At 57.4% G+C, this 23,843-nt stretch carries 24 protein-coding genes; 22 read left to right on the top strand and 2 right to left on the bottom strand.

Annotated features, from left to right (window positions below; genetic code table 11):
* Positions 1-180 precede the first annotated feature (180 nt).
* Genes LGM20_RS17935 through nei form a run of 6 tightly spaced genes read left to right on the top strand, consistent with a single transcriptional unit; the run spans position 181 to position 4,744 of the window.
* Positions 181-924 (top strand): type 2 GTP cyclohydrolase I, encoded by a 744-nt coding sequence (locus tag LGM20_RS17935; RefSeq protein WP_044521664.1) that lies wholly within the window; start codon positions 181-183, stop codon positions 922-924.
* 14 nt (positions 925-938) lie between these two features.
* Positions 939-1,595 carry a 5-oxoprolinase subunit PxpB gene (gene pxpB / locus LGM20_RS17930; RefSeq protein WP_044521671.1) on the top strand — a complete coding sequence of 219 codons (657 nt, stop codon included), beginning with the start codon at positions 939-941 and terminating at the stop codon, positions 1,593-1,595.
* Positions 1,589-2,521: a 5-oxoprolinase subunit PxpC gene (pxpC, locus tag LGM20_RS17925; RefSeq protein WP_044521672.1), complete on the top strand. Its 933-nt coding sequence runs from the start codon at positions 1,589-1,591 to the stop codon at positions 2,519-2,521. The genes pxpB and pxpC overlap by 7 nt, the downstream gene beginning before the upstream one ends.
* Entirely contained in the window at positions 2,511-3,263 is a 753-nt protein-coding gene (pxpA, locus tag LGM20_RS17920; RefSeq protein ID WP_044521673.1) for a 5-oxoprolinase subunit PxpA, read from the top strand. The genes pxpC and pxpA overlap by 11 nt, the downstream gene beginning before the upstream one ends.
* 29 nt (positions 3,264-3,292) lie before the next feature.
* On the top strand, positions 3,293-3,937 hold the full coding sequence (gene pcp / locus LGM20_RS17915; protein WP_044521708.1) for a pyroglutamyl-peptidase I: 645 nt from the start codon (positions 3,293-3,295) through the stop codon (positions 3,935-3,937).
* Positions 3,938-3,952: 15 nt separating this feature from the next.
* Positions 3,953-4,744, top strand: a complete 792-nt coding sequence (gene nei, locus LGM20_RS17910; RefSeq protein ID WP_023288872.1) for an endonuclease VIII — start codon at positions 3,953-3,955, stop codon at positions 4,742-4,744.
* Between the two features lie 85 nt (positions 4,745-4,829).
* On the opposite strand, the gene gltA is transcribed toward nei, so the two are convergent.
* Both gltA and LGM20_RS26710 read right to left on the bottom strand, forming a co-directional pair.
* Positions 4,830-6,113 (bottom strand): citrate synthase, encoded by a 1,284-nt coding sequence (gene gltA / locus LGM20_RS17905; protein WP_023288873.1) that lies wholly within the window; start codon positions 6,111-6,113, stop codon positions 4,830-4,832.
* Positions 6,114-6,297: 184 nt separating this feature from the next.
* Positions 6,298-6,408 (bottom strand): hypothetical protein, encoded by a 111-nt coding sequence (locus LGM20_RS26710; protein ID WP_420914695.1) that lies wholly within the window; start codon positions 6,406-6,408, stop codon positions 6,298-6,300.
* Positions 6,409-6,753: 345 nt separating this feature from the next.
* On the opposite strand from LGM20_RS26710, the gene sdhC reads away from it, so the two are divergent.
* From sdhC to tolA, 16 genes are all read left to right on the top strand, one after another.
* Positions 6,754-7,158, top strand: coding sequence for a succinate dehydrogenase cytochrome b556 subunit (gene sdhC / locus LGM20_RS17900; protein ID WP_004142216.1), 405 nt, complete (start codon positions 6,754-6,756; stop codon positions 7,156-7,158).
* Positions 7,152-7,499: a succinate dehydrogenase membrane anchor subunit gene (gene sdhD, locus LGM20_RS17895; RefSeq protein ID WP_002894949.1), complete on the top strand. Its 348-nt coding sequence runs from the start codon at positions 7,152-7,154 to the stop codon at positions 7,497-7,499. The genes sdhC and sdhD overlap by 7 nt, the downstream gene beginning before the upstream one ends.
* Positions 7,499-9,265 (top strand): succinate dehydrogenase flavoprotein subunit, encoded by a 1,767-nt coding sequence (gene sdhA / locus LGM20_RS17890; RefSeq protein ID WP_004179067.1) that lies wholly within the window; start codon positions 7,499-7,501, stop codon positions 9,263-9,265. Before sdhD ends, sdhA begins: the two co-directional genes overlap by 1 nt.
* Before the next feature lie 15 nt (positions 9,266-9,280).
* Positions 9,281-9,997: a succinate dehydrogenase iron-sulfur subunit SdhB gene (gene sdhB / locus LGM20_RS17885; protein WP_023288874.1), complete on the top strand. Its 717-nt coding sequence runs from the start codon at positions 9,281-9,283 to the stop codon at positions 9,995-9,997.
* A gap of 391 nt (positions 9,998-10,388) precedes the next feature.
* Positions 10,389-13,196, top strand: a complete 2,808-nt coding sequence (sucA, locus tag LGM20_RS17880; RefSeq protein ID WP_023288875.1) for a 2-oxoglutarate dehydrogenase E1 component — start codon at positions 10,389-10,391, stop codon at positions 13,194-13,196.
* Between the two features lie 14 nt (positions 13,197-13,210).
* Complete coding sequence (gene odhB, locus LGM20_RS17875) at positions 13,211-14,437, top strand: 2-oxoglutarate dehydrogenase complex dihydrolipoyllysine-residue succinyltransferase (protein ID WP_023288876.1); 1,227 nt, start codon at positions 13,211-13,213, stop codon at positions 14,435-14,437.
* 103 nt (positions 14,438-14,540) lie between these two features.
* Positions 14,541-15,707 (top strand): ADP-forming succinate--CoA ligase subunit beta, encoded by a 1,167-nt coding sequence (sucC, locus tag LGM20_RS17870; protein ID WP_002895039.1) that lies wholly within the window; start codon positions 14,541-14,543, stop codon positions 15,705-15,707.
* Positions 15,707-16,576 carry a succinate--CoA ligase subunit alpha gene (gene sucD, locus LGM20_RS17865; protein ID WP_000114633.1) on the top strand — a complete coding sequence of 290 codons (870 nt, stop codon included), beginning with the start codon at positions 15,707-15,709 and terminating at the stop codon, positions 16,574-16,576. The genes sucC and sucD overlap by 1 nt, the downstream gene beginning before the upstream one ends.
* Positions 16,577-17,404: 828 nt before the next feature.
* Complete coding sequence (gene cydA / locus LGM20_RS17860; RefSeq protein WP_002895047.1) at positions 17,405-18,973, top strand: cytochrome ubiquinol oxidase subunit I; 1,569 nt, start codon at positions 17,405-17,407, stop codon at positions 18,971-18,973.
* A 15-nt stretch (positions 18,974-18,988) separates the two neighbouring features.
* Positions 18,989-20,128 carry a cytochrome d ubiquinol oxidase subunit II gene (cydB, locus tag LGM20_RS17855; RefSeq protein ID WP_004885993.1) on the top strand — a complete coding sequence of 380 codons (1,140 nt, stop codon included), beginning with the start codon at positions 18,989-18,991 and terminating at the stop codon, positions 20,126-20,128.
* Positions 20,129-20,143: 15 nt separating this feature from the next.
* Complete coding sequence (cydX, locus tag LGM20_RS17850) at positions 20,144-20,257, top strand: cytochrome bd-I oxidase subunit CydX (RefSeq protein ID WP_004100325.1); 114 nt, start codon at positions 20,144-20,146, stop codon at positions 20,255-20,257.
* A 130-nt stretch (positions 20,258-20,387) separates the two neighbouring features.
* Entirely contained in the window at positions 20,388-20,672 is a 285-nt protein-coding gene (gene ybgE / locus LGM20_RS17845) for a cyd operon protein YbgE (protein ID WP_008805691.1), read from the top strand.
* Between the two features lie 149 nt (positions 20,673-20,821).
* On the top strand, positions 20,822-21,226 hold the full coding sequence (gene ybgC, locus LGM20_RS17840; protein WP_002895056.1) for a tol-pal system-associated acyl-CoA thioesterase: 405 nt from the start codon (positions 20,822-20,824) through the stop codon (positions 21,224-21,226).
* Positions 21,223-21,915 (top strand): Tol-Pal system protein TolQ, encoded by a 693-nt coding sequence (gene tolQ, locus LGM20_RS17835; protein ID WP_004152221.1) that lies wholly within the window; start codon positions 21,223-21,225, stop codon positions 21,913-21,915. Before ybgC ends, tolQ begins: the two co-directional genes overlap by 4 nt.
* A gap of 3 nt (positions 21,916-21,918) precedes the next feature.
* Complete coding sequence (gene tolR / locus LGM20_RS17830; protein WP_002895061.1) at positions 21,919-22,347, top strand: colicin uptake protein TolR; 429 nt, start codon at positions 21,919-21,921, stop codon at positions 22,345-22,347.
* 99 nt (positions 22,348-22,446) lie between these two features.
* Complete coding sequence (tolA, locus tag LGM20_RS17825; RefSeq protein WP_004885996.1) at positions 22,447-23,787, top strand: cell envelope integrity protein TolA; 1,341 nt, start codon at positions 22,447-22,449, stop codon at positions 23,785-23,787.
* Positions 23,788-23,843: the final 56 nt, after the last annotated feature.

Raw genomic sequence — 23,843 nt, 5'->3', positions numbered from 1 at the left:
TCTGATTATTTAATATGCTTTATTAGTGCATAAATATACACGAATGCGCGGCGGGATGAATAGACAAATTGCGCTATTCGGTAAAAAGTCATCGTCAGTGTCGGAGGCGGACTATCGACGACCCGAATGGATCTGGTTATGTTATGCCTTTGTATACCCTGATTATCTGCTGGAGTGGCGATGAAAAATAGCGAACTGGAACAACTGATAAACGACAAGCTCAATAGCGCAGCCATCAGTGACTTCGCCCCTAACGGTCTGCAGGTGGAAGGGCGCGACACGGTGCACAAGATCGTCACCGGAGTCACGGCCAGCCAGGCGCTGCTGGATGAGGCCGTCCGCCTGCAGGCGGATGCGGTAATCGTCCATCACGGCTATTTCTGGAAAAACGAATCGCCAGTGATCCGCGGCATGAAGCGCCGGCGCCTGAAAACCCTGCTGGCCAACGATATCAATCTCTACGGCTGGCACCTGCCGCTGGATGCCCATCCCGAGCTGGGCAATAACGCGCAGCTGGCGCATCTGCTGGGGATTAACGTGCTGGGCGAAATCGAACCGCTGGTGCCCTGGGGCGAACTGTCGATGCCGGTGTCCGGCCTCGAGCTGGCCTCGTGGATTGAAGCGCGGCTGGGACGCAAGCCACTGTGGTGCGGCGATACCGGGCCGGACACCGTCAGCCGCGTCGCCTGGTGTACCGGGGGCGGCCAGAGCTTTATCGACGCCGCGGCGCGCTTTGGCGTGGACGCGTTTATCACCGGCGAGGTGTCGGAACAAACCATCCACTCTGCCCGCGAGCAGGACCTGCATTTTTATGCCGCCGGCCACCACGCCACCGAGCGGGGCGGCATTCGCGCCCTCAGCGAATGGCTGACGGAAACCACCGACCTGGATGTCACCTTTATTGATATTCCTAACCCTGCCTGACGGGAGAGAGAAAAGTGCAGCGAGCGCGTTGTTATCTGTTAGGAGAAACGGCTGTCGTGCTGGAGCTGGAGCCGCCGGTTACCCTTGAAAGCCAGCAACGGATCTGGGGATTAGCCCAGCGTCTGGCCAACCATGAAGAGGTGATTGACGCCATTCCCGGCATGAACAATATCACTGTGGTGCTCCGCCGCCCGCAGGAGGTTGCGTGGGAGGCGATAGACCGTCTGCAGCGCTGGTGGGAGGAGAGCCTCGCGATCGAGCCGGAGTCGCGCTCGCTGTCTGTTCCGGTCGTCTACGGCGGCGAGGCCGGACCGGACCTCGGGGTGGTGGCGCAGCACAGCGGCCTGAGTGAAAAACAGGTCGTGGAGCTGCACGCTTCGGTGGAATATCTGGTCTGGTTTATTGGTTTTCAGCCGGGATTTCCCTACCTGGGCGGGCTGCCTGCGGCGCTGGCGACACCGCGTCGCGCCGAACCGCGCGTGCTCGTCCCGGCCGGATCGGTGGGTATCGGCGGCGCGCAAACCGGTATCTATCCGCTGGCGACGCCCGGCGGCTGGCAGCTGCTGGGGCGGACCGCGCTGACGCTGTTCGACCCGGCGCGGAAGGAGCCTGCGCTACTGCGCGTGGGCGATAAAATTCGCTTTGTGCCGCAAAAGGAGGGGGTATGTTGACCTTGATCCGCGCCGGCCTGTACACCTCGGTACAGGACGGTGGACGAGAAGGCCTGCGCCAGTCTGGCATCAGCCGCTGCGGCGCCCTGGATTATCCCTCGCTGGTGATTGCCAATCTGCTGGTTGGCAACGAGGCGAATGCCGCCGGGCTGGAGATTACCCTCGGCCAGGTGGAGATCGAATTTGCCCGCAGCGGCTGGTTTGCGCTGACCGGCGCCGCCTGCGAAGCGACGCTGGACGGTAAAGCGGTCTGGGTGGGCTGGCGCACCGCCTACCGGGCCGGGCAGCGGCTGGTGCTGAAAACGCCCCAGCATGGCATTCGTAGCTATCTGGCGGTGGCGGGCGGGATTGCGGTCCCCGAGGTCCTTGGCTCGCGCTGCACGGATCTCAAGGCGGGGATTGGCGGTCTGGAAGGACGCCGCCTGCAGGATGGCGACAAACTGAAGCTCGGGAAAGCCGCCCGCTGCTTCACCACCCCGCGCGGCGTCAAGCAGCTGCCGCTGGGCAACCGCATTCGTGCGCTGCCCGGGCCGGAGTACCATGAATTTGACGAGGCCTCGCAGGCGTCATTCTGGCGCGCCCCCTGGAAGCTCAGTCCGCAGAGTAACCGCATGGGGTACCGTCTGCAGGGGCAGCCGCTGAAACGCACCACCGATCGTGAAATGCTGTCGCACGGCCTGCTGCCGGGCGTGGTGCAGGTGCCGCACAACGGCCAGCCCATTGTGCTGATGAACGACGCGCAAACCACCGGCGGCTATCCGCGGATCGCCTGCATTATCGATGCCGATATGTATCAGCTGGCGCAGATCCCGCTGGGGCAGCCAATCCATTTCGTGGCCTGCTCGCTGGAGGAGGCGCTGAAGGCGCGGGCCGATCGCCAGCGTTATCTGGAACAACTGGCCTGGAGACTCCACGATGATGATTGATCTTAATGCCGATCTCGGGGAAGGCGGGGCGAACGATAGCGCGCTGCTCCAGCTGGTGTCATCGGCGAATATCGCCTGTGGTTTTCACGCCGGCGACGCCGGGCTGATGGTGCAGAGCGTGCGCGAGGCGCTGAAGTACGGCGTGGCGGTGGGCGCCCATCCGGGATATCCCGACCGGGAAAATTTTGGCCGCACGGCGATGGATCTACCGCCGGAAACGGTCTATGCCCAGACGCTGTATCAGATTGGCGCTCTGGCGGCGATCGTTCAGGCGCAGGGCGGCGAGCTGCAGCACGTGAAGCCGCACGGCATGCTCTACAACCAGGCGGCCAAATCGCCGCCGCTGGCCGACGCGATCGCCCGCGCGGTCCGCGATGTTAACCCGCAGCTGGTGCTGGTGGGTCTGGCGGGCAGCGAATTGATCCGCGCCGGACAGCGCTATGGTCTGACGACGCGTCAGGAGGTGTTTGCCGATCGCGGTTATCTGGCCGACGGCAGCCTGGTGCCGCGCAGCCAGCCCGGGGCGCTGATTGACAGCGAAGAGCAGGCCCTGGCGCAAACCCTCGAGATGGTGCAACACCACCGGGTGCGCAGCGTCAGCGGCGAATGGGCGAACGTGGTGGCGCAGACGGTATGTCTGCACGGTGATGGTCCGCATGCCCTCGATTTTGCCCGCCGTTTGCGGGCGGCGTTCGCCGGGCGCCATATTCTGGTCAGCGCTCAGCCAGAGGCTGAGATATGACAATCGGCATGACCGCGAAGGAGAGGATGGTGGCGGGAGTATTACTAACCGGTTTCGAACCCTTTGACGGCGAGACGGTGAACCCTTCCTGGGAAGTGGTGCAGCAGCTTGACGGCACTATGATTGCTGGCCAGCCGGTGACCGCCCGGCAGCTTCCCTGCGTGTTTGGCGAGGCGCTGTCGGCGCTCGACGCGGCGATAGAAGACCTGCAGCCGAAGCTGGTTATCGCGGTGGGGCAGGCCGGCGGTCGGGTCGATATCAGCGTCGAACGTGTGGCGATCAACGTCGATGATGCGCGCATCCCCGATAACAAAGGCCAGCAACCCATCGACACGCCGATCGTCGACGGCGGGCCGGCGGCGTGGTTCAGCACCTTGCCGATCAAAGCGATCGTCAACGCGCTGCGCGATCGCGGGATCCCGGCCTCGGTGTCGCAGACCGCCGGCACCTTCGTCTGCAACCACGTCATGTACGGCCTGTTGCACAGGCTGCAGGGTCAGGCTGAGGTGAGAGGCGGTTTTATCCATATTCCATGGCTACCGGCGCAGGCGGCGGCCCATCCCGGCGAGCCGAGTATGGCGATCGCCACCGTGCGGGAGGCGCTGGAGACGGCCATTGCCGTGGCCCTGCGCCAGCCTGTGGACAGTAAACTGGGCGGCGGCGCCACCCACTGACAAAAGGATGACAGTATGCCGGAAGGTCCGGAGATCCGCCGCGCGGCGGATACACTGGAGGCGGCAATCAAAGACGAACCCTTAACCGACGTCTGGTTCGCCTTTCCCCGGTTGCAACCCTACCAAACCCCGCTGATTGGTCAGCGGGTTACCCATATCGACACCCGGGGCAAAGCCTTGCTGACCCGCTTCTCCGGCGGCCTGACCCTGTACAGCCATAATCAGCTGTACGGCGTCTGGCGCGTGGTTGACGCTGGCGAACAGCCCGCCTCTAACCGGGTGCTGCGCGTCAGGCTCCAGACCGCCAGCAAGGCGATTTTGCTCTACAGCGCGTCGGACATTGAGATGCTCACAGCGGAGCAGGTGGCCAACCATCCGTTCTTGCTGCGCATCGGTCCGGACGTACTGGATATGACGTTAACCGCGGAGCAGGTGAAAGCGCGGCTGCTGTCGGCCAAATTCCGCCATCGTCAGTTTTCCGGCCTGCTGTTGGATCAGGCTTTTCTTGCCGGGCTGGGAAACTATCTGCGGGTGGAAATCCTCTGGCAGGTGGGGCTGACCGGGCAGCATAAGGCCTCGGAGCTGAATGCAATACAACTGGATGCGCTGGCGCACGCGCTGCTTGATATCCCGCGGCTTTCTTATCGTACCCGCGGCCAGCCCGATGACAACAAGCACCACGGCGCGCTGTTCCGCTTTAAGGTGTTCCATCGCGATGGCGAACAGTGCGAGCGCTGCGGGGGCGTGATTGAGAAGACGATGCTCTCCTCGCGGCCCTTTTACTGGTGCCCGCACTGCCAGCATTAAGCCGGCGGCCAGGCAGCGCCAGACCTCATCGTCAGGCATAAAAAAACGCGCCATCAGGCGCGTTTTTATCATCCGGACAGCGAGATTAACGCTTGATGTCGGACTGGAAATCGCGTTTTTCGTAGCCGGTATAGAGCTGACGCGGACGGGCGATTTTCATGCCATCGCTGTGCATTTCGTTCCAGTGCGCAATCCAGCCCACGGTACGCGCCATGGCGAAGATAACGGTAAACATGGAGGACGGAATACCCATCGCTTTCAGGATGATACCGGAGTAGAAGTCGACGTTCGGGTAGAGTTTCTTCTCGATGAAGTACGGGTCGTTCAGCGCGATATGCTCCAGCTCCATGGCCACCTGCAGCAGGTCGTCTTTGGTGCCCAGCTCTTTCAGCACTTCATGGCAGGTTTCACGCATCACGGTGGCGCGCGGGTCGTAGTTTTTGTACACACGATGGCCGAAGCCCATCAGGCGGAAAGAGTCATTCTTGTCTTTCGCACGACGAACAAATTCCGGAATGTGCTCAACGGAGCTGATCTCTTCCAACATTTTCAGCGCCGCTTCGTTGGCGCCGCCGTGCGCCGGTCCCCACAGGGAGGCGATGCCGGCTGCGATACAGGCGAACGGGTTAGCGCCGGAAGAGCCCGCGGTACGTACCGTCGAGGTCGAGGCGTTCTGTTCGTGATCGGCGTGCAGGATCAGAATACGGTCCATTGCGCGCTCCAGCACCGGATTGACTTCGTACTCTTCGCACGGCGTGGCGAACATCATGCGCAGGAAGTTGCCGGCGTAGGAGAGGTCATTGCGCGGATAAACAAACGGCTGGCCGATAGAATACTTGTAACACATGGCTGCCATGGTCGGCATTTTGGACAGCAGGCGATAGGCGGCAATTTCACGGTGACGCGGGTTATTCACGTCGAGGGAGTCGTGATAGAACGCCGCCAGGGCGCCGGTGATCCCGCACATAACGGCCATCGGGTGAGAATCGCGACGGAACGCATGGAACAGACGAGTAATCTGCTCATGGATCATGGTGTGGCGGGTGACGGTGGTTTTGAATTCGTCATATTCTGCCTGGGTCGGTTTTTCACCGTTTAGCAGAATGTAACAAACTTCAAGATAGTTTGATTCGGTCGCTAACTGGTCGATCGGGAAGCCACGGTGCAGCAGGATCCCCTCGTCACCATCGATAAACGTAATTTTAGATTCACAGGAAGCGGTAGATGTGAAACCTGGGTCAAAAGTAAATACGCCTTTTGAACCAAGACTACGAATATCAATAACATCCTGACCGAGCGTGCCTTTTAGCACATCCAGTTCAATAGCAGTGTCACCACCCAGGGTGATTTTTGCTTTAGCATCAGACATTTATGGTCTCCTTAGCGCCTTTATTGCTTAAGACTGCCGGGTGGTGGATTTGCTTTCGGCCCGCGCCCGTATACGTTACCAGTTTGTTATGTTGCACACAGCTCTGCGTCAGCGAAAAGGGCAGGGTACAGAGCAACGGCGCTTGATGGCACGTTCTTCAGGGCTGCGGTGAAACAACAGCAAATCAGCGTTTTAGCAGTCCGAATATTAAAACCTGTATACCACTAATAACTGTCCTGATTACATCGGTCAATACTGACACACTGTTACATAACTTATTCTCAGGTGAAAGCATGACCTCATAACTTTTGAGCATTATTGCATTTAACTGGTAATGGTTGTAACAAGAATGTTTAATATTTGTCAAATCAGGTGATTAAAAATTAAAAAAATGTTGTTATCGTGACATTGATCACTGTTCCGGAGAAAACCCAACAAACTATATGTAGGTTAATTGTAATGATTTTGTGAACGGCCTATACTGCGGCCAGGTCTCCGGAACACCCTGCAATCCCGAGCCACCCAGCGTTGTTTAGTGATGTTTTAATGCCTGAAAAGACGTTTTAACATGACTTCTGGTTATAGAAAGGACGCTGTCTGACCCGCAAGCAGACCGGAGGAAGGAAACAATAAGAACAGCATGTGGGCGTTATTCATGGTAAGAAATGTGAAAAAACAAAGACCTGTCAATCTGGATCTACAAACGATACGGTTCCCAATCACGGCGATAGCGTCCATTCTCCATCGCGTTTCCGGTGTCATCACCTTCGTGGCGGTCGGAATTCTGCTTTGGCTGCTGGGCACCAGCCTCTCCTCCCCTGAAGGTTTTCTGACGGCGGCCTCGATCATGGATAGCTTCTTTGTGAAGTTCATCATGTGGGGCATTCTCACCGCGCTGGCCTATCACGTCGTTGTTGGTATCCGCCATCTGATGATGGACTTTGGCTACCTGGACGAAACCCTCGAAGCAGGGAAACGTTCCGCCAAGATTTCTTTTGTTATTACTGTCGTGCTTTCACTTCTCGCAGGAGTCCTCGTATGGTAAGCAACGCCTCAGCACTGGGACGCAACGGCGTACATGACTTTATTCTGGTCCGTGCTACCGCCATCGTTCTGACCCTCTACATCATCTACATGGTTGGCTTCTTCGCGACCACCGGTGAAATCTCATGGGAAGTGTGGACCGGATTCTTTGCCTCCGGCTTCACTAAAGTCTTCACTCTGCTGGCTCTCGTTTCCATTCTTATCCATGCCTGGATCGGGATGTGGCAGGTGTTAACGGACTACGTTAAACCACTGGCTCTGCGCCTGGTTCTGCAACTGGCTATCGTTGTGGCGCTGGTGGCTTACGTTCTTTATGGATTTGTTGTGGTGTGGGGTGTGTAATGAAATTGCCAGTCAGAGAGTTTGATGCTGTTGTCATCGGTGCCGGCGGCGCAGGTATGCGCGCGGCGCTGCAAATTTCCCAGAGCGGACAGACCTGTGCGCTGCTCTCCAAAGTTTTCCCGACCCGTTCGCACACCGTATCCGCGCAGGGTGGTATCACCGTCGCGCTCGGTAACTCCCATGAAGATAACTGGGAATGGCATATGTACGACACCGTAAAAGGGTCGGACTATATCGGCGACCAGGACGCCATCGAATATATGTGTAAGACCGGCCCGGAAGCGATTCTCGAGCTGGAGCATATGGGCTTGCCGTTCTCCCGTCTTGACGACGGCCGTATTTATCAGCGCCCGTTCGGCGGCCAGTCGAAGAACTTCGGCGGCGAGCAGGCGGCGCGTACCGCGGCGGCGGCTGACCGTACCGGCCACGCCCTGCTGCACACCCTGTACCAGCAGAACCTCAAAAACCACACCACTATCTTCTCCGAATGGTATGCCCTCGATCTGGTGAAAAACCAGGACGGCGCGGTGGTGGGTTGTACCGCCCTGTGCATCGAGACCGGCGAAGTGGTCTACTTTAAAGCCCGCGCCACCGTGCTGGCGACCGGCGGCGCAGGCCGTATCTATCAGTCCACCACCAACGCCCACATCAACACCGGTGACGGCGTCGGGATGGCCATCCGCGCCGGCGTGCCGGTGCAGGATATGGAAATGTGGCAGTTCCACCCGACCGGTATCGCCGGGGCCGGGGTTCTGGTCACCGAAGGTTGCCGCGGCGAAGGCGGTTATCTGCTGAATAAACACGGTGAGCGCTTTATGGAGCGTTATGCGCCGAACGCGAAAGACCTGGCGGGTCGTGACGTGGTGGCGCGTTCCATCATGATCGAGATCCGCGAAGGCCGCGGCTGCGACGGTCCGTGGGGCCCGCACGCGAAACTGAAACTGGATCACCTGGGTAAAGAGGTTCTGGAATCTCGTCTGCCGGGTATCCTTGAGCTGTCCCGCACCTTTGCTCACGTCGATCCGGTGAAAGAGCCGATCCCGGTTATCCCAACCTGCCACTACATGATGGGCGGTATTCCGACCAAAGTGACCGGCCAGGCGCTGACCGTCAATGAGAAGGGTGAAGACGTGGTGATCCCGGGTCTGTTCGCGGTGGGCGAAATCGCCTGCGTATCGGTCCACGGCGCCAACCGTCTGGGCGGCAACTCGCTGCTCGACCTGGTGGTCTTCGGCCGCGCGGCGGGCCTGCATCTGCAGGAGTCTATCGCCGAGCAGGGCACGCTGCGCGACGCCAGCGAATCCGATATCGAAGGCTCGCTGGACCGCCTCAACCGCTGGAACAACACCCGTTCCGGTGAAGATCCGGTGGCGATCCGCAAAGCGCTGCAGGAATGTATGCAGCATAACTTCTCGGTGTTCCGCGAAGGCGATGCGATGCACAAAGGTCTGGAACAGCTGAAAGTGATCCGCGAGCGCCTGAAAAACGCCCGTCTCGACGATACCTCCAGCGAGTTCAACACCCAGCGCGTTGAGTGCCTGGAGCTGGATAACCTGATGGAAACCGCGTACGCGACCGCCGTATCCGCTAACTTCCGTACCGAGAGCCGTGGCGCTCACAGCCGCTTCGACTTCCCGGATCGTGATGATGAAAACTGGCTGTGCCATTCCCTGTATCTGCCAGAGTCGGAATCCATGACGCGTCGTAGCGTCAACATGGAACCGAAACTGCGTCCGGCATTCCCGCCGAAGATTCGTACTTATTAATGCGGAGACAGGAAAATGAAACTCGAGTTTTCAATTTATCGCTATAACCCGGATGTTGACGACGCTCCGCACATGCAGGATTACACCCTCGACGCGGAAGAAGGTCGTGACATGATGCTGCTGGATGCGCTGATCCAGCTGAAAGAAAAAGATCCGTCGCTGTCGTTCCGCCGCTCCTGCCGTGAAGGGGTCTGCGGTTCCGATGGCCTGAACATGAACGGGAAAAACGGTCTGGCGTGCATCACGCCGATCTCCGCGCTGAATCAGCCGGGCAAGAAGATTGTTATCCGCCCGCTGCCAGGATTACCGGTTATCCGTGATTTGGTGGTGGACATGGGGCAATTCTATGCACAATATGAGAAGATTAAGCCTTACTTGTTGAATAATGGGCAAAATCCTCCGGCTCGCGAGCATCTGCAGATGCCTGAGCAGCGTGAGAAGCTCGATGGCCTGTACGAGTGTATTCTGTGCGCATGTTGTTCGACCTCGTGCCCGTCGTTCTGGTGGAACCCGGACAAGTTCATCGGCCCGGCCGGCCTGTTGGCGGCGTATCGCTTCCTGATCGACAGTCGCGATACCGAAACCAGCGAGCGTCTGGACGGCCTGAGCGATGCTTTCAGCGTATTCCGCTGTCACAGCATTATGAACTGCGTCAGTGTGTGTCCTAAGGGGCTGAACCCGACGCGCGCCATCGGCCATATTAAGTCGATGCTGCTGCAGCGCAGCGCGTAAGTTGTTTTAGTTGCCGGATGGCGACGTAAACGTCTTATCCGGCCTACAGGAGCATATTTTGTAGGCCTGATAAGCGAAGCGCCATCAGGCAATAGATATAGCAGGAAATCTTTAAAAACCGCCAAATATGTACCAGTAATCAAGGCGTTCAGAGCGAGGTAAGGCGGCAACTGAACGCATCCCCGGGAGCATAGTGAACTATATGACCGGGGTAAGTGAAGGCAGCTAACGCAACCGCAGCCTGAACGCCGAAGATTAATGGCAGTTTTTAAAGGTTCCTTAGCGGATAGAAACCACAACTCGTCCGCAACAAGTGAACCCCGGCACGTGCACTCGGTGTGCGTGGTAGTTTCTACGGCGAAATAAGCATATGAATGCTTAAGGGATCACGATGCAGAACGGCGCAATGAAAGCCTGGCTGGACTCTTCTTACCTCTCTGGTTCGAACCAGAGCTGGATAGAACAGCTCTATGAAGACTTCTTAACCGATCCTGACTCTGTTGACGCCAACTGGCGTTCAATGTTCCAGCAGTTACCTGGCACCGGAGTTAAACCGGATCAATTTCATTCCAAAACGCGTGATTATTTCCGTCGACTGGCGAAGGATGCCTCACGTTACACTTCTTCGATTTCCGACCCAGACACCAATGTGAAGCAGGTTAAAGTCCTGCAGCTCATCAACGCATACCGTTTCCGTGGCCACCAGCATGCGAATCTCGATCCGCTGGGGCTGTGGAAGCAAGAGAGAGTGGCGGATCTCGATCCGGCCTACCACGATCTGACCGAGGCCGATTTCCAGGAAAGCTATAACGTAGGTTCATTTGCCATCGGTAAAGACACGATGAAGCTGGGCGAGCTGATTGCCGCCCTTAAGCAAACCTACTGCGGCTCCATCGGCGCGGAATACATGCATATCACCTCTACCGAAGAAAAACGCTGGATCCAGCAGCGCATTGAATCGGTAGCCGGCAAAGCGAGCTTTACCGCGGAAGAGAAAAAGCGTTTCCTCGGCGAACTGACTGCCGCGGAAGGGCTGGAGCGCTACCTCGGCGCCAAATTCCCGGGGGCGAAGCGCTTCTCGCTGGAGGGTGGCGACGCCCTGATCCCCATGCTCAAAGAGATGATCCGCCATGCGGGTAAGAGCGGCACCCGTGAAGTGGTGCTGGGCATGGCGCACCGTGGCCGTCTCAACGTGCTGGTCAACGTGCTGGGTAAAAAACCGCAGGACCTGTTCGACGAGTTTGCCGGCAAACATAAAGAACACCTCGGTACCGGCGATGTGAAGTACCACATGGGCTTCTCTTCCGATATAGAAACCGAAGGCGGTCTGGTGCACCTGGCGCTGGCGTTTAACCCGTCGCACCTCGAGATCGTCAGCCCGGTGGTGATCGGTTCCGTACGCGCCCGTCTGGATCGTCTGGACGAGCCGAGCAGCAACAAGGTTCTGCCGATCACTATCCACGGCGACGCCGCGGTGACCGGTCAGGGCGTGGTTCAGGAAACCCTGAACATGTCCAAAGCCCGCGGTTACGAAGTGGGCGGGACCGTGCGCATCGTTATCAACAACCAGGTGGGCTTCACGACCTCTAACCCGCTGGATGCGCGTTCGACCCCGTACTGCACCGACATCGGTAAAATGGTGCAGGCGCCGATTTTCCACGTCAACGCCGACGACCCGGAAGCGGTCGCTTTCGTCACCCGTCTGGCGCTGGATTTCCGCAATACCTTCAAACGCGATGTCTTCATCGACCTGGTGTGCTACCGCCGTCACGGCCATAACGAAGCCGATGAGCCGAGCGCAACCCAGCCGCTGATGTATCAGAAGATCAAAAAGCACCCGACTCCGCGCAAAATCTATGCTGACAAGCTGGAGCAGGACAAGGTCGCGACCCTGGAAGATGCTACCGAGCAGGTTAACCTCTACCGCGATGCGCTGGATGCCGGCGAATGCGTGGTGAAGGAATGGCGTCCGATGAACATGCACTCCTTTACCTGGTCGCCGTACCTCAACCATGAGTGGGACGAGAGCTATCCGGATAAAGTGGAGCCGAAGCGTCTGCAGGAGCTGGCCAAACGCATCAGCACGGTGCCGGAAGGTATCGAAATGCAGTCCCGCGTGGCGAAAATTTACGCCGACCGCCAGGCGATGGCGGCAGGTGAGAAGCTGTTCGATTGGGGCGGCGCTGAAAACCTGGCCTACGCCACGCTGGTTGACGAAGGTATTCCGGTGCGTCTGTCCGGGGAAGACTCCGGTCGCGGCACCTTCTTCCACCGTCATGCGGTGATCCATAACCAGACCAATGGTTCAACCTACACCCCGCTGCAGCATGTCCATAACGGTCAGGGCCAGTTCCGCGTTTGGGACTCCGTGCTGTCTGAAGAAGCGGTGCTGGCGTTTGAATATGGTTACGCCACCGCAGAGCCGCGTACTCTGACCATCTGGGAAGCGCAGTTTGGCGACTTCGCCAACGGCGCGCAGGTGGTGATCGACCAGTTCATCTCCTCCGGTGAGCAGAAGTGGGGCCGGATGTGCGGCCTGGTGATGCTCCTGCCGCACGGCTACGAAGGCCAGGGCCCGGAGCACTCCTCCGCCCGTCTGGAGCGTTATCTGCAGCTGTGCGCTGAGCAGAATATGCAGGTATGCGTGCCGTCCACGCCGGCGCAGGTGTACCACATGCTGCGTCGTCAGGCGCTGCGCGGTATGCGTCGTCCGCTGGTGGTGATGTCGCCGAAGTCGCTGCTGCGTCATCCGCTGGCGGTCTCCAGCATGGATGAGCTGGCGAACGGCACTTTCCTGCCGGCCATCGGTGAAATCGATCAACTTGATCCGCAGGCTGTGAAGCGCGTGGTGCTGTGCTCTGGTAAGGTTTACTACGACCTGCTGGAACAGCGCCGTAAAAACGAGCAAAAAGATGTCGCTATCGTTCGTATCGAGCAGCTCTATCCGTTCCCGCATCAGGCGGTGCAGGATGCGCTGAAAGCGTATGCGCACGTACATGATTTTGTCTGGTGCCAGGAAGAGCCGCTCAACCAGGGCGCATGGTACTGCAGCCAGCATCACTTCCGTGAAGTGATTCCGTTTGGGGCCTCTCTGCGTTATGCAGGCCGCCCGGCCTCCGCCTCTCCGGCGGTAGGGTATATGTCCGTTCACCAGAAACAGCAACAAGATCTGGTCAATGACGCGCTGAACGTCGATTAATTAAAGGATACACAATGAGTAGCGTAGATATTCTGGTTCCCGACCTGCCTGAGTCCGTAGCTGACGCAACCGTCGCCACCTGGCACAAAAAACCGGGCGACGCGGTCGTCCGTGACGAAGTCCTGGTCGAAATCGAAACTGACAAAGTGGTACTGGAAGTACCGGCATCAGCGGACGGCATTCTGGATGCAGTGCTGGAAGACGAGGGCGCTACCGTCCTGTCTCGCCAGATCCTTGGCCGCCTGCGCGAAGGTAACAGCGCAGGTAAAGAAAGCAGCGAAAAAGCCGATGCGAAAGCGTCCACGCCGGCGCAGCGTCAGCAGGCCTCTCTGGAAGAGCAGAACAACGATGCGCTGAGCCCGGCGATCCGTCGTCTGCTGGCTGAACACAACCTCGACGCGGCGGCCATCAAAGGCACCGGCGTCGGCGGCCGCCTGACCCGCGAAGATGTCGAGAAACATCTGGCGAAAGCCCCGGCGGCGGCAGAAGCCAAAGCGCCAGCCGCTGCCCCGGCAGCCGCGCCGGCGCCGCAGCTGGGCCACCGCTCTGAAAAACGCGTCCCGATGACCCGCCTGCGTAAACGCGTGGCCGAGCGTCTGCTGGAAGCGAAAAACTCCACCGCCATGCTGACCACGTTCAACGAAGTCAACATGAAGCCAATCATGGATCTGCGTAAGCAGTACGGCGACGCGTTCGAAAAACGTCACGGCATCCGTCTGGGCTTTATGTCCTTCTACGTGAAAGCGGTCGTGGAAGCGCTGAAACGCTATCCGGAAGTGAACGCCTCTATCGATGGCGACGACGTGGTGTACCACAACTACTTCGACGTCAGCATGGCCGTATCCACTCCACGCGGCCTGGTCACCCCGGTTCTGCGTGACGTTGACCTGCTGGGCATGGCGGATATCGAAAAGAATATTAAAGAGTTGGCGGTGAAAGGCCGTGACGGCAAGCTGACCGTAGACGACCTGACCGGCGGTAACTTCACCATTACCAACGGCGGCGTGTTCGGCTCCCTGATGTCCACGCCGATCATCAACCCACCGCAGAGCGCCATCCTGGGTATGCATGCCATTAAAGACCGTCCGATGGCGGTGAATGGCAAGGTAGAGATCCTGCCGATGATGTACCTGGCGCTCTCCTACGACCACCGTCTGATCGACGGACGTGAATCGGTAGGCTTCCTGGTGGCGATTAAAGAGCTGCTGGAAGATCCGACCCGTCTGCTGCTGGACGTGTAGTCAGCAAGCGTATTACCTACCGTAGGCCGGATAACACGCGTTAACGCCGTTATCAGGCCTACAGGTTTAAAGATAATTACACCCTGAAGGATGGACTGAACACATGAACTTACATGAATATCAGGCAAAACAACTTTTTGCCCGCTATGGCTTACCGGCGCCGGTGGGTTATGCCTGTACTACTCCGCGTGAAGCAGAAGAAGCCGCTTCAAAAATCGGCGCGGGTCCGTGGGTAGTGAAATGTCAGGTTCACGCTGGTGGCCGCGGCAAAGCGGGCGGTGTGAAAGTGGTGAAGAGCAAAGAAGAGATCCGCGCATTTGCCGAGCACTGGCTGGGCAAACGTCTGGTGACCTATCAAACAGATGCGAACGGCCAGCCGGTTAACCAGATCCTGGTTGAAGCGGCGACCGATATTGACAAAGAGCTGTACCTGGGCGCGGTCGTTGACCGTAGCTCCCGTCGCGTAGTGTTCATGGCCTCTACCGAAGGCGGCGTGGAAATCGAAAAAGTGGCGGAAGAGACCCCGCACCTGATCCACAAGATCGCCATCGATCCGCTGGCGGGCCCGATGCCTTATCAAGGTCGTGAACTGGCGTTCAAACTGGGTCTGGAAGGTAAACAGGTTCAGCAGTTCACCAAGATCTTCATGGGCCTGGCGACCATTTTCCTGGAGCGCGACCTGGCGCTGATCGAAATCAACCCGCTGGTTATCACTAAGCAGGGCGACCTGATCTGCCTCGACGGCAAACTGGGCGCTGACGGCAACGCGCTGTTCCGCCAGCCGGATCTGCGCGAAATGCGCGACCAGTCGCAGGAAGATCCGCGTGAAGCGCAGGCGGCGCAGTGGGAACTGAACTACGTCGCGCTGGACGGCAACATCGGCTGCATGGTTAACGGCGCAGGCCTGGCGATGGGTACCATGGACATCGTTAAACTGCACGGCGGCGAACCGGCTAACTTCCTCGACGTGGGCGGCGGTGCGACCAAAGAGCGCGTCACCGAAGCGTTCAAAATCATCCTCTCTGATGACAACGTGAAAGCGGTGCTGGTGAACATCTTCGGCGGTATCGTACGTTGCGACCTGATCGCTGACGGCATCATCGGTGCGGTAGCGGAAGTTGGGGTTAACGTTCCGGTCGTGGTTCGTCTGGAAGGTAACAACGCCGAACTGGGCGCGAAGAAACTGGCTGACAGCGGCCTGAATATTATTGCAGCGAAAAGTCTGACGGATGCAGCTCAGCAGGTTGTTGCCGCAGTGGAGGGGAAATAATGTCCGTTTTAATTAATAAAGACACCAAGGTTATCTGCCAGGGTTTCACCGGTAGCCAGGGCACATTCCACTCTGAACAAGCCATCGCTTACGGTACGCAAATGGTCGGCGGCGTCACCCCGGGCAAAGGCGGCACCACGCATCTGGGCCTGCCGGTATTCAATACCGTTCGCGAAGCGGTCGAAGCCACCGGCGCAACCGCATCCGTCATCTACGTTCCGGCGCCGTTCTGCAAAGATTCTATTCTGGAAGCTATCGATGCTGGCATTAAGCTGATTATCACCATCACCGAAGGTATCCCGACGCTGGATATGCTGACCGTGAAAGTGAAGCTCGACGAAGCGGGCGTGCGCATGATCGGGCCGAACTGCCCGGGCGTGATCACTCCGGGCGAATGCAAAATCGGCATCATGCCGGGTCACATTCACAAGCCGGGTAAAGTGGGCATCGTTTCCCGTTCCGGTACCCTGACCTATGAAGCAGTTAAGCAGACCACCGACTACGGCTTCGGTCAGTCTACCTGCGTCGGTATCGGCGGCGACCCGATCCCGGGCTCTAACTTCATCGATATCCTGAAGCTGTTCCAGGAAGACCCGCAGACCGAAGCGATTGTGATGATCGGTGAGATCGGCGGTAGCGCGGAAGAAGAAGCGGCTGCCTACATCAAAGAGCACGTGACCAAGCCGGTTGTCGGTTACATCGCGGGCGTGACCGCGCCGAAGGGCAAGCGTATGGGCCATGCTGGCGCCATCATCGCTGGCGGTAAAGGTACTGCCGATGAGAAATTCGCAGCCCTGGAAGCAGCCGGTGTGAAAACCGTTCGCAGCCTGGCCGATATCGGCGAAGCGCTGAAAGCTATCATCAAGTAAACCCTCTCTGCTTATCCGCAAGCAGAAATCTGTCCGATTTCGACATGGTTGGCCACCGTCAGGTGGCCTTTTTTTTGGCCGTTGTCCGCTTGTTCCGAAAGCCGCTGCGTCAGCAAACCCTGCGTTTGGCAAAAACCTTATCTATCATATTGATTTTATGAATTATTTCATAAATATTATCGACGCGCGGTTGTCGGAAATGAAAATTTGCCCTGGTCGTACCGCAGGGTAACGAAACAGACAGTAAAAAAAAGAGTGGGGGAGGGGAGAAGAAAGCAGGAAAAAATACTGTGAGCGGTCTAGCATTAATCGGATCGGCTCTTTTTTTTATTTTTTTCCTGTGGCGTTAAATAATATTACCTATGATTCTCATCTTTCCCTTTTTAGTAACCAATCAAGGCATACTTTAAACACAGCATTAACATTGGGTTTACCAATATTCTTTATTGAGCTACATAATTAACACGCAGAGTAAAAATTGATTTATATCAATACTTAATGCTTGGAAAAATCCTTCAAAAAACGTTAAATTGTCTCAAGTCAAATTGGCCTAAACCGGCCATCTTCGCTATATATTGATCACCGTCGAAAAATGTAAAACTGGAACAATAAAAACATATTTATTGTAAGGTTATTGCGGCGTAATATATTGGGGAATCAATTGGGTTTTTCGTTAACGTATTTGTAACCTTGTCCTGGCGTGGTTTCACTTTCGGTTGAAACCCGCTCCGGGCGGGCGACAAATAAAAATTTGTATTGGGGCATGCGTATGAGCCAGAGCTTCTCGGTTCATTTTCGGAGTCTTCATGCGATGAGCAAGGAGTCATGATGTTAGATATAGTCGAACTGTCGCGCTTACAGTTTGCCTTGACCGCGATGTACCACTTCCTGTTTGTGCCACTGACGCTCGGTATGGCGTTCCTGCTGGCCATCATGGAAACGGTCTACGTCCTTTCCGGCAAACAGATTTATAAAGATATGACCAAATTCTGGGGCAAGTTGTTTGGTATCAACTTCGCGCTGGGTGTGGCGACCGGTCTGACCATGGAGTTCCAGTTCGGGACTAACTGGTCGTATTACTCACACTACGTGGGCGATATCTTCGGTGCGCCGCTGGCCATTGAAGGTCTGATGGCCTTCTTCCTCGAATCCACCTTTGTAGGTCTGTTCTTCTTCGGTTGGGATCGTCTGGGTAAAGTTCAGCATATGGCCGTCACCTGGCTGGTCGCTCTGGGCTCCAACCTCTCCGCGCTGTGGATCCTCGTCGCTAACGGCTGGATGCAGAACCCTATCGCATCGGACTTCAACTTTGAAACCATGCGTATGGAGATGGTCAGCTTCTCCGAACTGGTGCTCAACCCGGTTGCTCAGGTGAAATTCGTTCACACTGTGGCGTCTGGCTATGTCACCGGTGCGATGTTTATCCTGGCTATCAGCTCCTGGTACATGCTGAAAGGCCGTGACTTTGCCTTTGCTAAGCGCTCCTTCGCCATCGCAGCCAGCTTCGGTATGGCGGCGATCCTCTCCGTTATTGTGCTGGGTGACGAATCCGGTTACGAAATGGGTGACGTGCAGAAAACCAAACTGGCGGCTATCGAAGCAGAGTGGGAAACCCAGCCTGCGCCGGCGGCCTTTACCCTGTTTGGTATTCCCGATCAGAATGCGCAAACTAACCACTTCGCTATCCAGATCCCCTACGCGCTGGGCATCATTGCCACCCGCTCGGTGGATAAGCCGGTTATCGGTCTGAAGGATCTGATGGTTCAGCACGAAGAGCGTATCCGTAACGGCATGAAAGCCTACGCGCTACTGGAGCAACTGCGCGCCGGTTCCACCGACCAGGCCGTTCGCGACCAGTTCAATAACGTGAAGAAAGATCTCGGCTATGGTCTGCTGCTGAAACGCTATACCCCGAACGTCGCTGACGCCACGGAAGAGCAGATCGCCAAAGCCACCAAAGACTCTATTCCAAGCGTCGCACCGCTGTACTTCGCCTTCCGTATCATGGTGGCGTGCGGCATCCTGATGCTGTTGATTATCGGCGCCTCCTTCTGGAGCGTGATTCGTAACCGTATCGGCGAGAAAAAATGGCTGCTGCGCGCCGCGTTCTATGGCCTGCCGCTGCCGTGGATTGCCGTGGAGTCGGGCTGGTTTGTTGCCGAATACGGCCGTCAGCCGTGGGCGATTGGTGAAGTCCTGCCGACGGCGGTGGCCAACTCGTCGCTGACCGCGGGCGATCTGATCTTCTCTATGTTGCTGATCTGCGGTCTGTACACGCTGTTCCTGGTGGCTGAACTGTTCCTGATGTTCAAGTTTGCCCGCAAAGGACCTAGCAGCCTGAAAACCGGCCGCTATCATTTTGAACAGTCCTCTGCGGCTATTCAGTCGGCACGCTAAGACAGGAGTCGTCAAATGATCGATTATGAAGTATTGCGTTTTATCTGGTGGCTGCTGATTGGCATCCTGCTGATTGGCTTCGCCGTCGCCGACGGGTTCGACATGGGGGTGGGCATGCTCACCCGCTTCCTCGGCCGTAACGACACCGAGCGTCGGATTATGATCAACGCCATCGCCCCGCACTGGGACGGTAACCAGGTGTGGCTGATCACCGCCGGCGGCGCGCTGTTCGCTGCCTGGCCGATGGTCTACGCCGCGGCGTTCTCCGGTTTCTATGTGGCGATGATTCTGGTGCTGGCCTCGTTGTTCTTCCGTCCGGTCGGTTTCGACTACCGTTCCAAGATCGAGGACACCCGCTGGCGCAACATGTGGGACTGGGGCATCTTCATCGGCAGCTTCGTGCCGCCGCTGGTGATTGGCGTGGCCTTCGGCAACCTGCTGCAGGGCGTGCCGTTCCATGTCGACGAATACCTGCGTCTGTTCTATACCGGTAACTTCTTCCAGCTGCTGAACCCGTTTGGTCTGCTGGCCGGTATCGTCAGCGTGGCGATGATCCTCACCCAGGGCGCGACCTACCTGCAGATGCGTACCGTAGGCGAACTGCATCTGCGCACCCGCACCGTCTCCACGGTGGCGGCGCTGGTGACGCTGGTCTGCTTCGCGCTGGCGGGCGTGTGGGTCTACTACGGCATCGACGGCTATGTGGTGAAATCGGTGATTGACCATACCGGCCCGTCTAACCCGCTGACCAAAGAAGTGGTGCGTGAGGCTGGCGCGTGGATGGTGAACTTTAACAATATGCCAGCGCTGTGGGCGATCCCTGCCCTGGGCGTGGTGCTGCCGCTGCTGACCGTCGTTTCGACCAAAGCGGATAAAGGCGCCTGGGCATTCCTGTTCTCCTCGCTGACCCTGGCCTGCATCATTCTGACTGCCGGTATCGCGATGTTCCCGTTCATCATGCCGTCCAGCACCATGCTGAACGCCAGCCTGACGATGTGGGACGCGACCTCCAGCCAGCGGACGCTGAACCTGATGACCTACGTGGCGATTGTCTTCGTGCCGATCATTCTGGGCTACACCAGCTGGTGTTACTGGAAGATGTTTGGCCGCATCACCCGTGAAGACATCGAAAAGAACACCCACTCGCTGTACTAAGGTAAGGAGCTATATATGTGGTACTTCGCATGGATTTTGGGAACGCTTCTTGCCTGTGCCTTTGGGGTGATTACCGCGCTGGCGCTTGAGCACGTGGAAGCCACCAAAGCAGGTAAAGAAGAACACTGATGAGTATTATCGTGATGCGATATACGAAATCATTCGGGTTGCATCGAGGCGGCAAGTCTGTGAATCCCCAGGAGCTTACACCAGTAAGTGACTGGGGTAAGCAGACGTAGCCAACAAAGAGGCGATGTGAATGATAAAGTATATGTATGCGATAATGGACAAGCGCCCGTTAAGGGCGCTTTCCTTGTTGATGGCGCTGCTGCTGGCAGGCTGCATTTTCTGGGATCCGTCGCGCTTTGCCGCGAAGACCAGCGAGCTGGAAATCTGGCACGGTTTCTTGCTGATGTGGGCGGTTTGCAGCGGCGTAATTCACGGCGTGGGCTTCCGCCCGCGTGCCGTTCACTGGCAGGGGATTTTTTGTCCGCTTATCGCTGATATCGTGCTCGCTTTAGGTCTCTTCTTTTTCTTCTTTTGAATAAGAGATCTCTGTTAATGCTATGGGCTTGCATAAGCCCATAAAAATTTACTCCCCGTTTACTTTCCCCCATTCCAAACCACCTTTCCCGCGCGTATAGTAGCGAAGTTTGAAAGCTCTAACCTTTTTTTGCATTACCGGGATGTAAAGTGAATACAACGCTGTTTCGATGGCCGGTTCGGGTCTACTACGAAGATACCGACGCCGGTGGTGTGGTTTACCACGCCAGTTACGTCGCTTTTTATGAAAGAGCACGCACAGAGATGCTGCGCCACCATCACTTTAGTCAACAGGTTCTGTTGGCTGAACGCGTTGCCTTCGTGGTTCGCAAAATGACGCTGGAGTATTTTGCCCCCGCCAGACTCGACGACATGCTCGAAGTCCAGACGGAAATTACCTCGATGCGCGGCACCTCTTTGGTTTTTACGCAGCGAATCGTCAACGCCGAGAATACAGTGTTAAACGAAGCTGAGGTTCTCATTGTGTGCGTTGATCCACTCTTAATGAAGCCACGTGCGCTTCCCAAGTCTATTGTCGCGGAGTTTAAGCAGTGACTGACATGAATATCCTTGATTTGTTCCTGAAGGCGAGCCTTCTGGTTAAACTTATCATGTTGATTTTGATTGGTTTTTCTATCGCTTCCTGGGCTATCATTATTCAGAGAACGCGTATCCTTAACTCGGCCGCGCGCGAAGCTGAAGCGTTCGAGGACAAATTCTGGTCCGGGATTGAACTGTCCCGTTTGTATCAGGAGAGCCAGGGGCGTCGCGATAATCTGACCGGTTCGGAGCAGATCTTCTACAGCGGCTTCAAAGAGTTTGCGCGCTTGCATCGGGCCAACAGCCATGCGCCGGAGGCGATCGTCGAAGGGGCATCGCGCGCGATGCGTATTTCGATGAACCGCGAGCTGGAAACGCTGGAGACCCATATTCCGTTCCTCGGCACCGTAGGCTCCATCAGCCCGTATATCGGTCTGTTCGGCACCGTCTGGGGGATCATGCACGCCTTTATCGCCCTTGGCGCGGTGAAGCAGGCCACCCTGCAGATGGTGGCGCCGGGTATCGCCGAAGCGCTGATCGCCACCGCGATCGGTCTGTTCGCCGCTATCCCGGCGGTGATGGCGTACAACCGCCTGAACCAGCGGGTGAACAAGCTTGAACTGAATTACGACAACTTTATGGAAGAGTTCACCGCTATTCTGCACCGTCAGGCCTTTACCACCAGCGAAAGCAATAAGGGGTAAGCCATGGCCAGAGCACGTGGACGCGGACGTCGCGAACTGAAGTCCGAGATCAACATCGTTCCGCTGCTGGATGTCCTGCTGGTGCTGTTGCTGATCTTTATGGCAACGGCGCCGATCATTACGCAGAGCGTGGAAGTCGATCTGCCGGACGCCACGGAATCGCAAGCGGTGAAAAGCAATGACGATCCGCCGGTGATTGTGGAAGTCTCCGGGGTAGGGCAGTACAGCGTGAAAGTGGGGCAGGAGACGCTGTCCCAGCTGCCGCCGGAGCAGGTGATTGCCGAAGCGAAGCGTCGTCTTGAAGCCAATGAGAAAACGGTATTCCTGATCGGCGGTGCGAAAGACGTCCCTTACGATGAAATTATTAAAGCGCTGAACCTGTTGCATAGCGCAGGGGTTAAATCGGTCGGCTTGATGACCAAACCTATTTAATCGCTTCAGGTAGGTGCGTCCGCACGGCGTTCGGCGGCGAGTATCGCTCGCCGTCGGTGCGCATCGCGGGTACAGGCGAACAGTTTTTGGGAACCGATAGTGTCAAAGGCAACCGAACAAAACGACAAGCTTAAACGAGCGATCATCATTTCAGTCGCGCTGCACATCATACTGATCGCGCTGCTGATATGGAGTTCGTTTGACGAGCATCTGGATGCCTCTGCCGGCGGCGGCGGGGGATCGTCGATTGATGCCGTCATGGTCGATCCGGGGGCGGTGGTAAACAATTATAACCGTCAGCAACAGCAGCAGGCCAGCGCACGTCGCGCCGCTGAACAGCGTGAAAAACAGGCGCAGCAGCAGGCGGAAGAGTTACGTGAGAAGCAGGCGGCGGAACAGGAACGGCTGAAACAGCTCGAACAGGAGCGGCTGCAGGCGCAGGAAGCGGCGAAAGAAGCGAAGGAACAACAGAAGCAGGCTGAGGAAGCCGCTGCCAAGGCTGCCGCGGCGGCGAAAGCCAAAGCGGATGCGCAGGCCAAAGAAGCGCAGGAAGCGGCGGCCAAAGCGGCCGCCGAGGCGAAAGCGAAGGCGGATGCCCAGGCGAAAGCGGCTGAACTGGCGGCAGCGAAAGCGGCGGCTGACGCGAAGAAACAGGCCGAAGCCGCCGCCGCGAAAGCGGCGGCCGATGCGAAGAAACAGGCGGAAGCCGAAGCGGCGAAAGCCGCGGCAGAGGCGCAGAAGAAAGCGGAAGCGGCAGCGGCGAAGAAAGCGCAACAGGAAGCGGAGAAGAAGGCCCAGCAGGAAGCGGCTAAGCAGGCCGCGGCTGAAAAAGCGGCAGCAGAAAAAGCCGCTGAAAAAGCCGCTGAGAAGGCCGCCGCGCAAAAAGCGGCCGCGGAGAAGGCCGCCGCCGAGAAAGCCGCCGCAGCTGAAAAAGCCGCAGCAGCCAAAGCGGCTGCTGCTGAGAAGGCAGCGGCCGATAAAGCGGCCAAAGCGGCAGCAGCAAAAGCCGCGGCAGCGAAGAAAGCGGCTGCTGCGAAAGAAGCGGACGGCGTGGACGACCTGCTCGGCGATCTGAGTTCAGGTAAGAATGCGCCGAAAGGTAGCACCAGCGGTAGCACAGGTGGCTCTTCACCTGCTAAAGGAAGTAAACCGGGGCAGGGCGGTGCGTCTCAGGCGGAGATTGCCAGCTATATTTCGCAGGTGCAGGCCGCGATTAAAGGACATCTCTATGACTGGGATACGTACAAGGGTAAAGTATGTACGTTGCGCGTAAACCTGGCTCAGGATGGAACGTTGTTGAGTGTGAAATCGGAAGGCGGCGATCCGGCGTTCTGCCAGCAAATGCTGGCGGCCACCAGTCGGATGAGCAAATTCCCTAAACCGCCGTCGCAGGCTGTTTATGAAACGTTCAAAAATGCGCCACTGGACTTCAAACCTTAAGCGCTTTTTCCCCCGCGTCAGCGGGGGGAAAGAAAATAGGGCGGTCATGGGTTTTG

It is taken from the genome of Klebsiella quasipneumoniae subsp. quasipneumoniae (assembly GCF_020525925.1).
GTDB classification, from domain to species: domain Bacteria; phylum Pseudomonadota; class Gammaproteobacteria; order Enterobacterales; family Enterobacteriaceae; genus Klebsiella; species Klebsiella quasipneumoniae.
The sequence above is the reverse complement of the archived record's forward strand: the minus strand, read 5'-3'. Positions and strand labels throughout refer to the sequence as shown.

Bases quoted from the DNA above. Each gene is read 5' to 3' on its own strand.
- ybgE (WP_008805691.1), top strand. From the start codon at position 20,388: ATGATAAAGTATATGTATGCGATAATGGACAAGCGCCCGTTAAGGGCG.
- cydA (WP_002895047.1), top strand. From the start codon at position 17,405: ATGTTAGATATAGTCGAACTGTCGCGCTTACAGTTTGCCTTGACCGCG.
- sucD (WP_000114633.1), top strand. From the start codon at position 15,707: ATGTCCGTTTTAATTAATAAAGACACCAAGGTTATCTGCCAGGGTTTC.
- sdhA (WP_004179067.1), top strand. From the start codon at position 7,499: ATGAAATTGCCAGTCAGAGAGTTTGATGCTGTTGTCATCGGTGCCGGC.
- odhB (WP_023288876.1), top strand. From the start codon at position 13,211: ATGAGTAGCGTAGATATTCTGGTTCCCGACCTGCCTGAGTCCGTAGCT.
- pxpC (WP_044521672.1), top strand. From the start codon at position 1,589: ATGTTGACCTTGATCCGCGCCGGCCTGTACACCTCGGTACAGGACGGT.
- cydB (WP_004885993.1), top strand. From the start codon at position 18,989: ATGATCGATTATGAAGTATTGCGTTTTATCTGGTGGCTGCTGATTGGC.
- nei (WP_023288872.1), top strand. From the start codon at position 3,953: ATGCCGGAAGGTCCGGAGATCCGCCGCGCGGCGGATACACTGGAGGCG.
- tolR (WP_002895061.1), top strand. From the start codon at position 21,919: ATGGCCAGAGCACGTGGACGCGGACGTCGCGAACTGAAGTCCGAGATC.
- gltA (WP_023288873.1), bottom strand. From the start codon at position 6,113: ATGTCTGATGCTAAAGCAAAAATCACCCTGGGTGGTGACACTGCTATT.
- sucC (WP_002895039.1), top strand. From the start codon at position 14,541: ATGAACTTACATGAATATCAGGCAAAACAACTTTTTGCCCGCTATGGC.
- LGM20_RS17935 (WP_044521664.1), top strand. From the start codon at position 181: ATGAAAAATAGCGAACTGGAACAACTGATAAACGACAAGCTCAATAGC.
- sdhD (WP_002894949.1), top strand. From the start codon at position 7,152: ATGGTAAGCAACGCCTCAGCACTGGGACGCAACGGCGTACATGACTTT.
- sucA (WP_023288875.1), top strand. From the start codon at position 10,389: ATGCAGAACGGCGCAATGAAAGCCTGGCTGGACTCTTCTTACCTCTCT.
- cydX (WP_004100325.1), top strand. From the start codon at position 20,144: ATGTGGTACTTCGCATGGATTTTGGGAACGCTTCTTGCCTGTGCCTTT.
- pxpA (WP_044521673.1), top strand. From the start codon at position 2,511: ATGATGATTGATCTTAATGCCGATCTCGGGGAAGGCGGGGCGAACGAT.
- sdhB (WP_023288874.1), top strand. From the start codon at position 9,281: ATGAAACTCGAGTTTTCAATTTATCGCTATAACCCGGATGTTGACGAC.
- sdhC (WP_004142216.1), top strand. From the start codon at position 6,754: ATGTGGGCGTTATTCATGGTAAGAAATGTGAAAAAACAAAGACCTGTC.
- LGM20_RS26710 (WP_420914695.1), bottom strand. From the start codon at position 6,408: ATGCTTTCACCTGAGAATAAGTTATGTAACAGTGTGTCAGTATTGACC.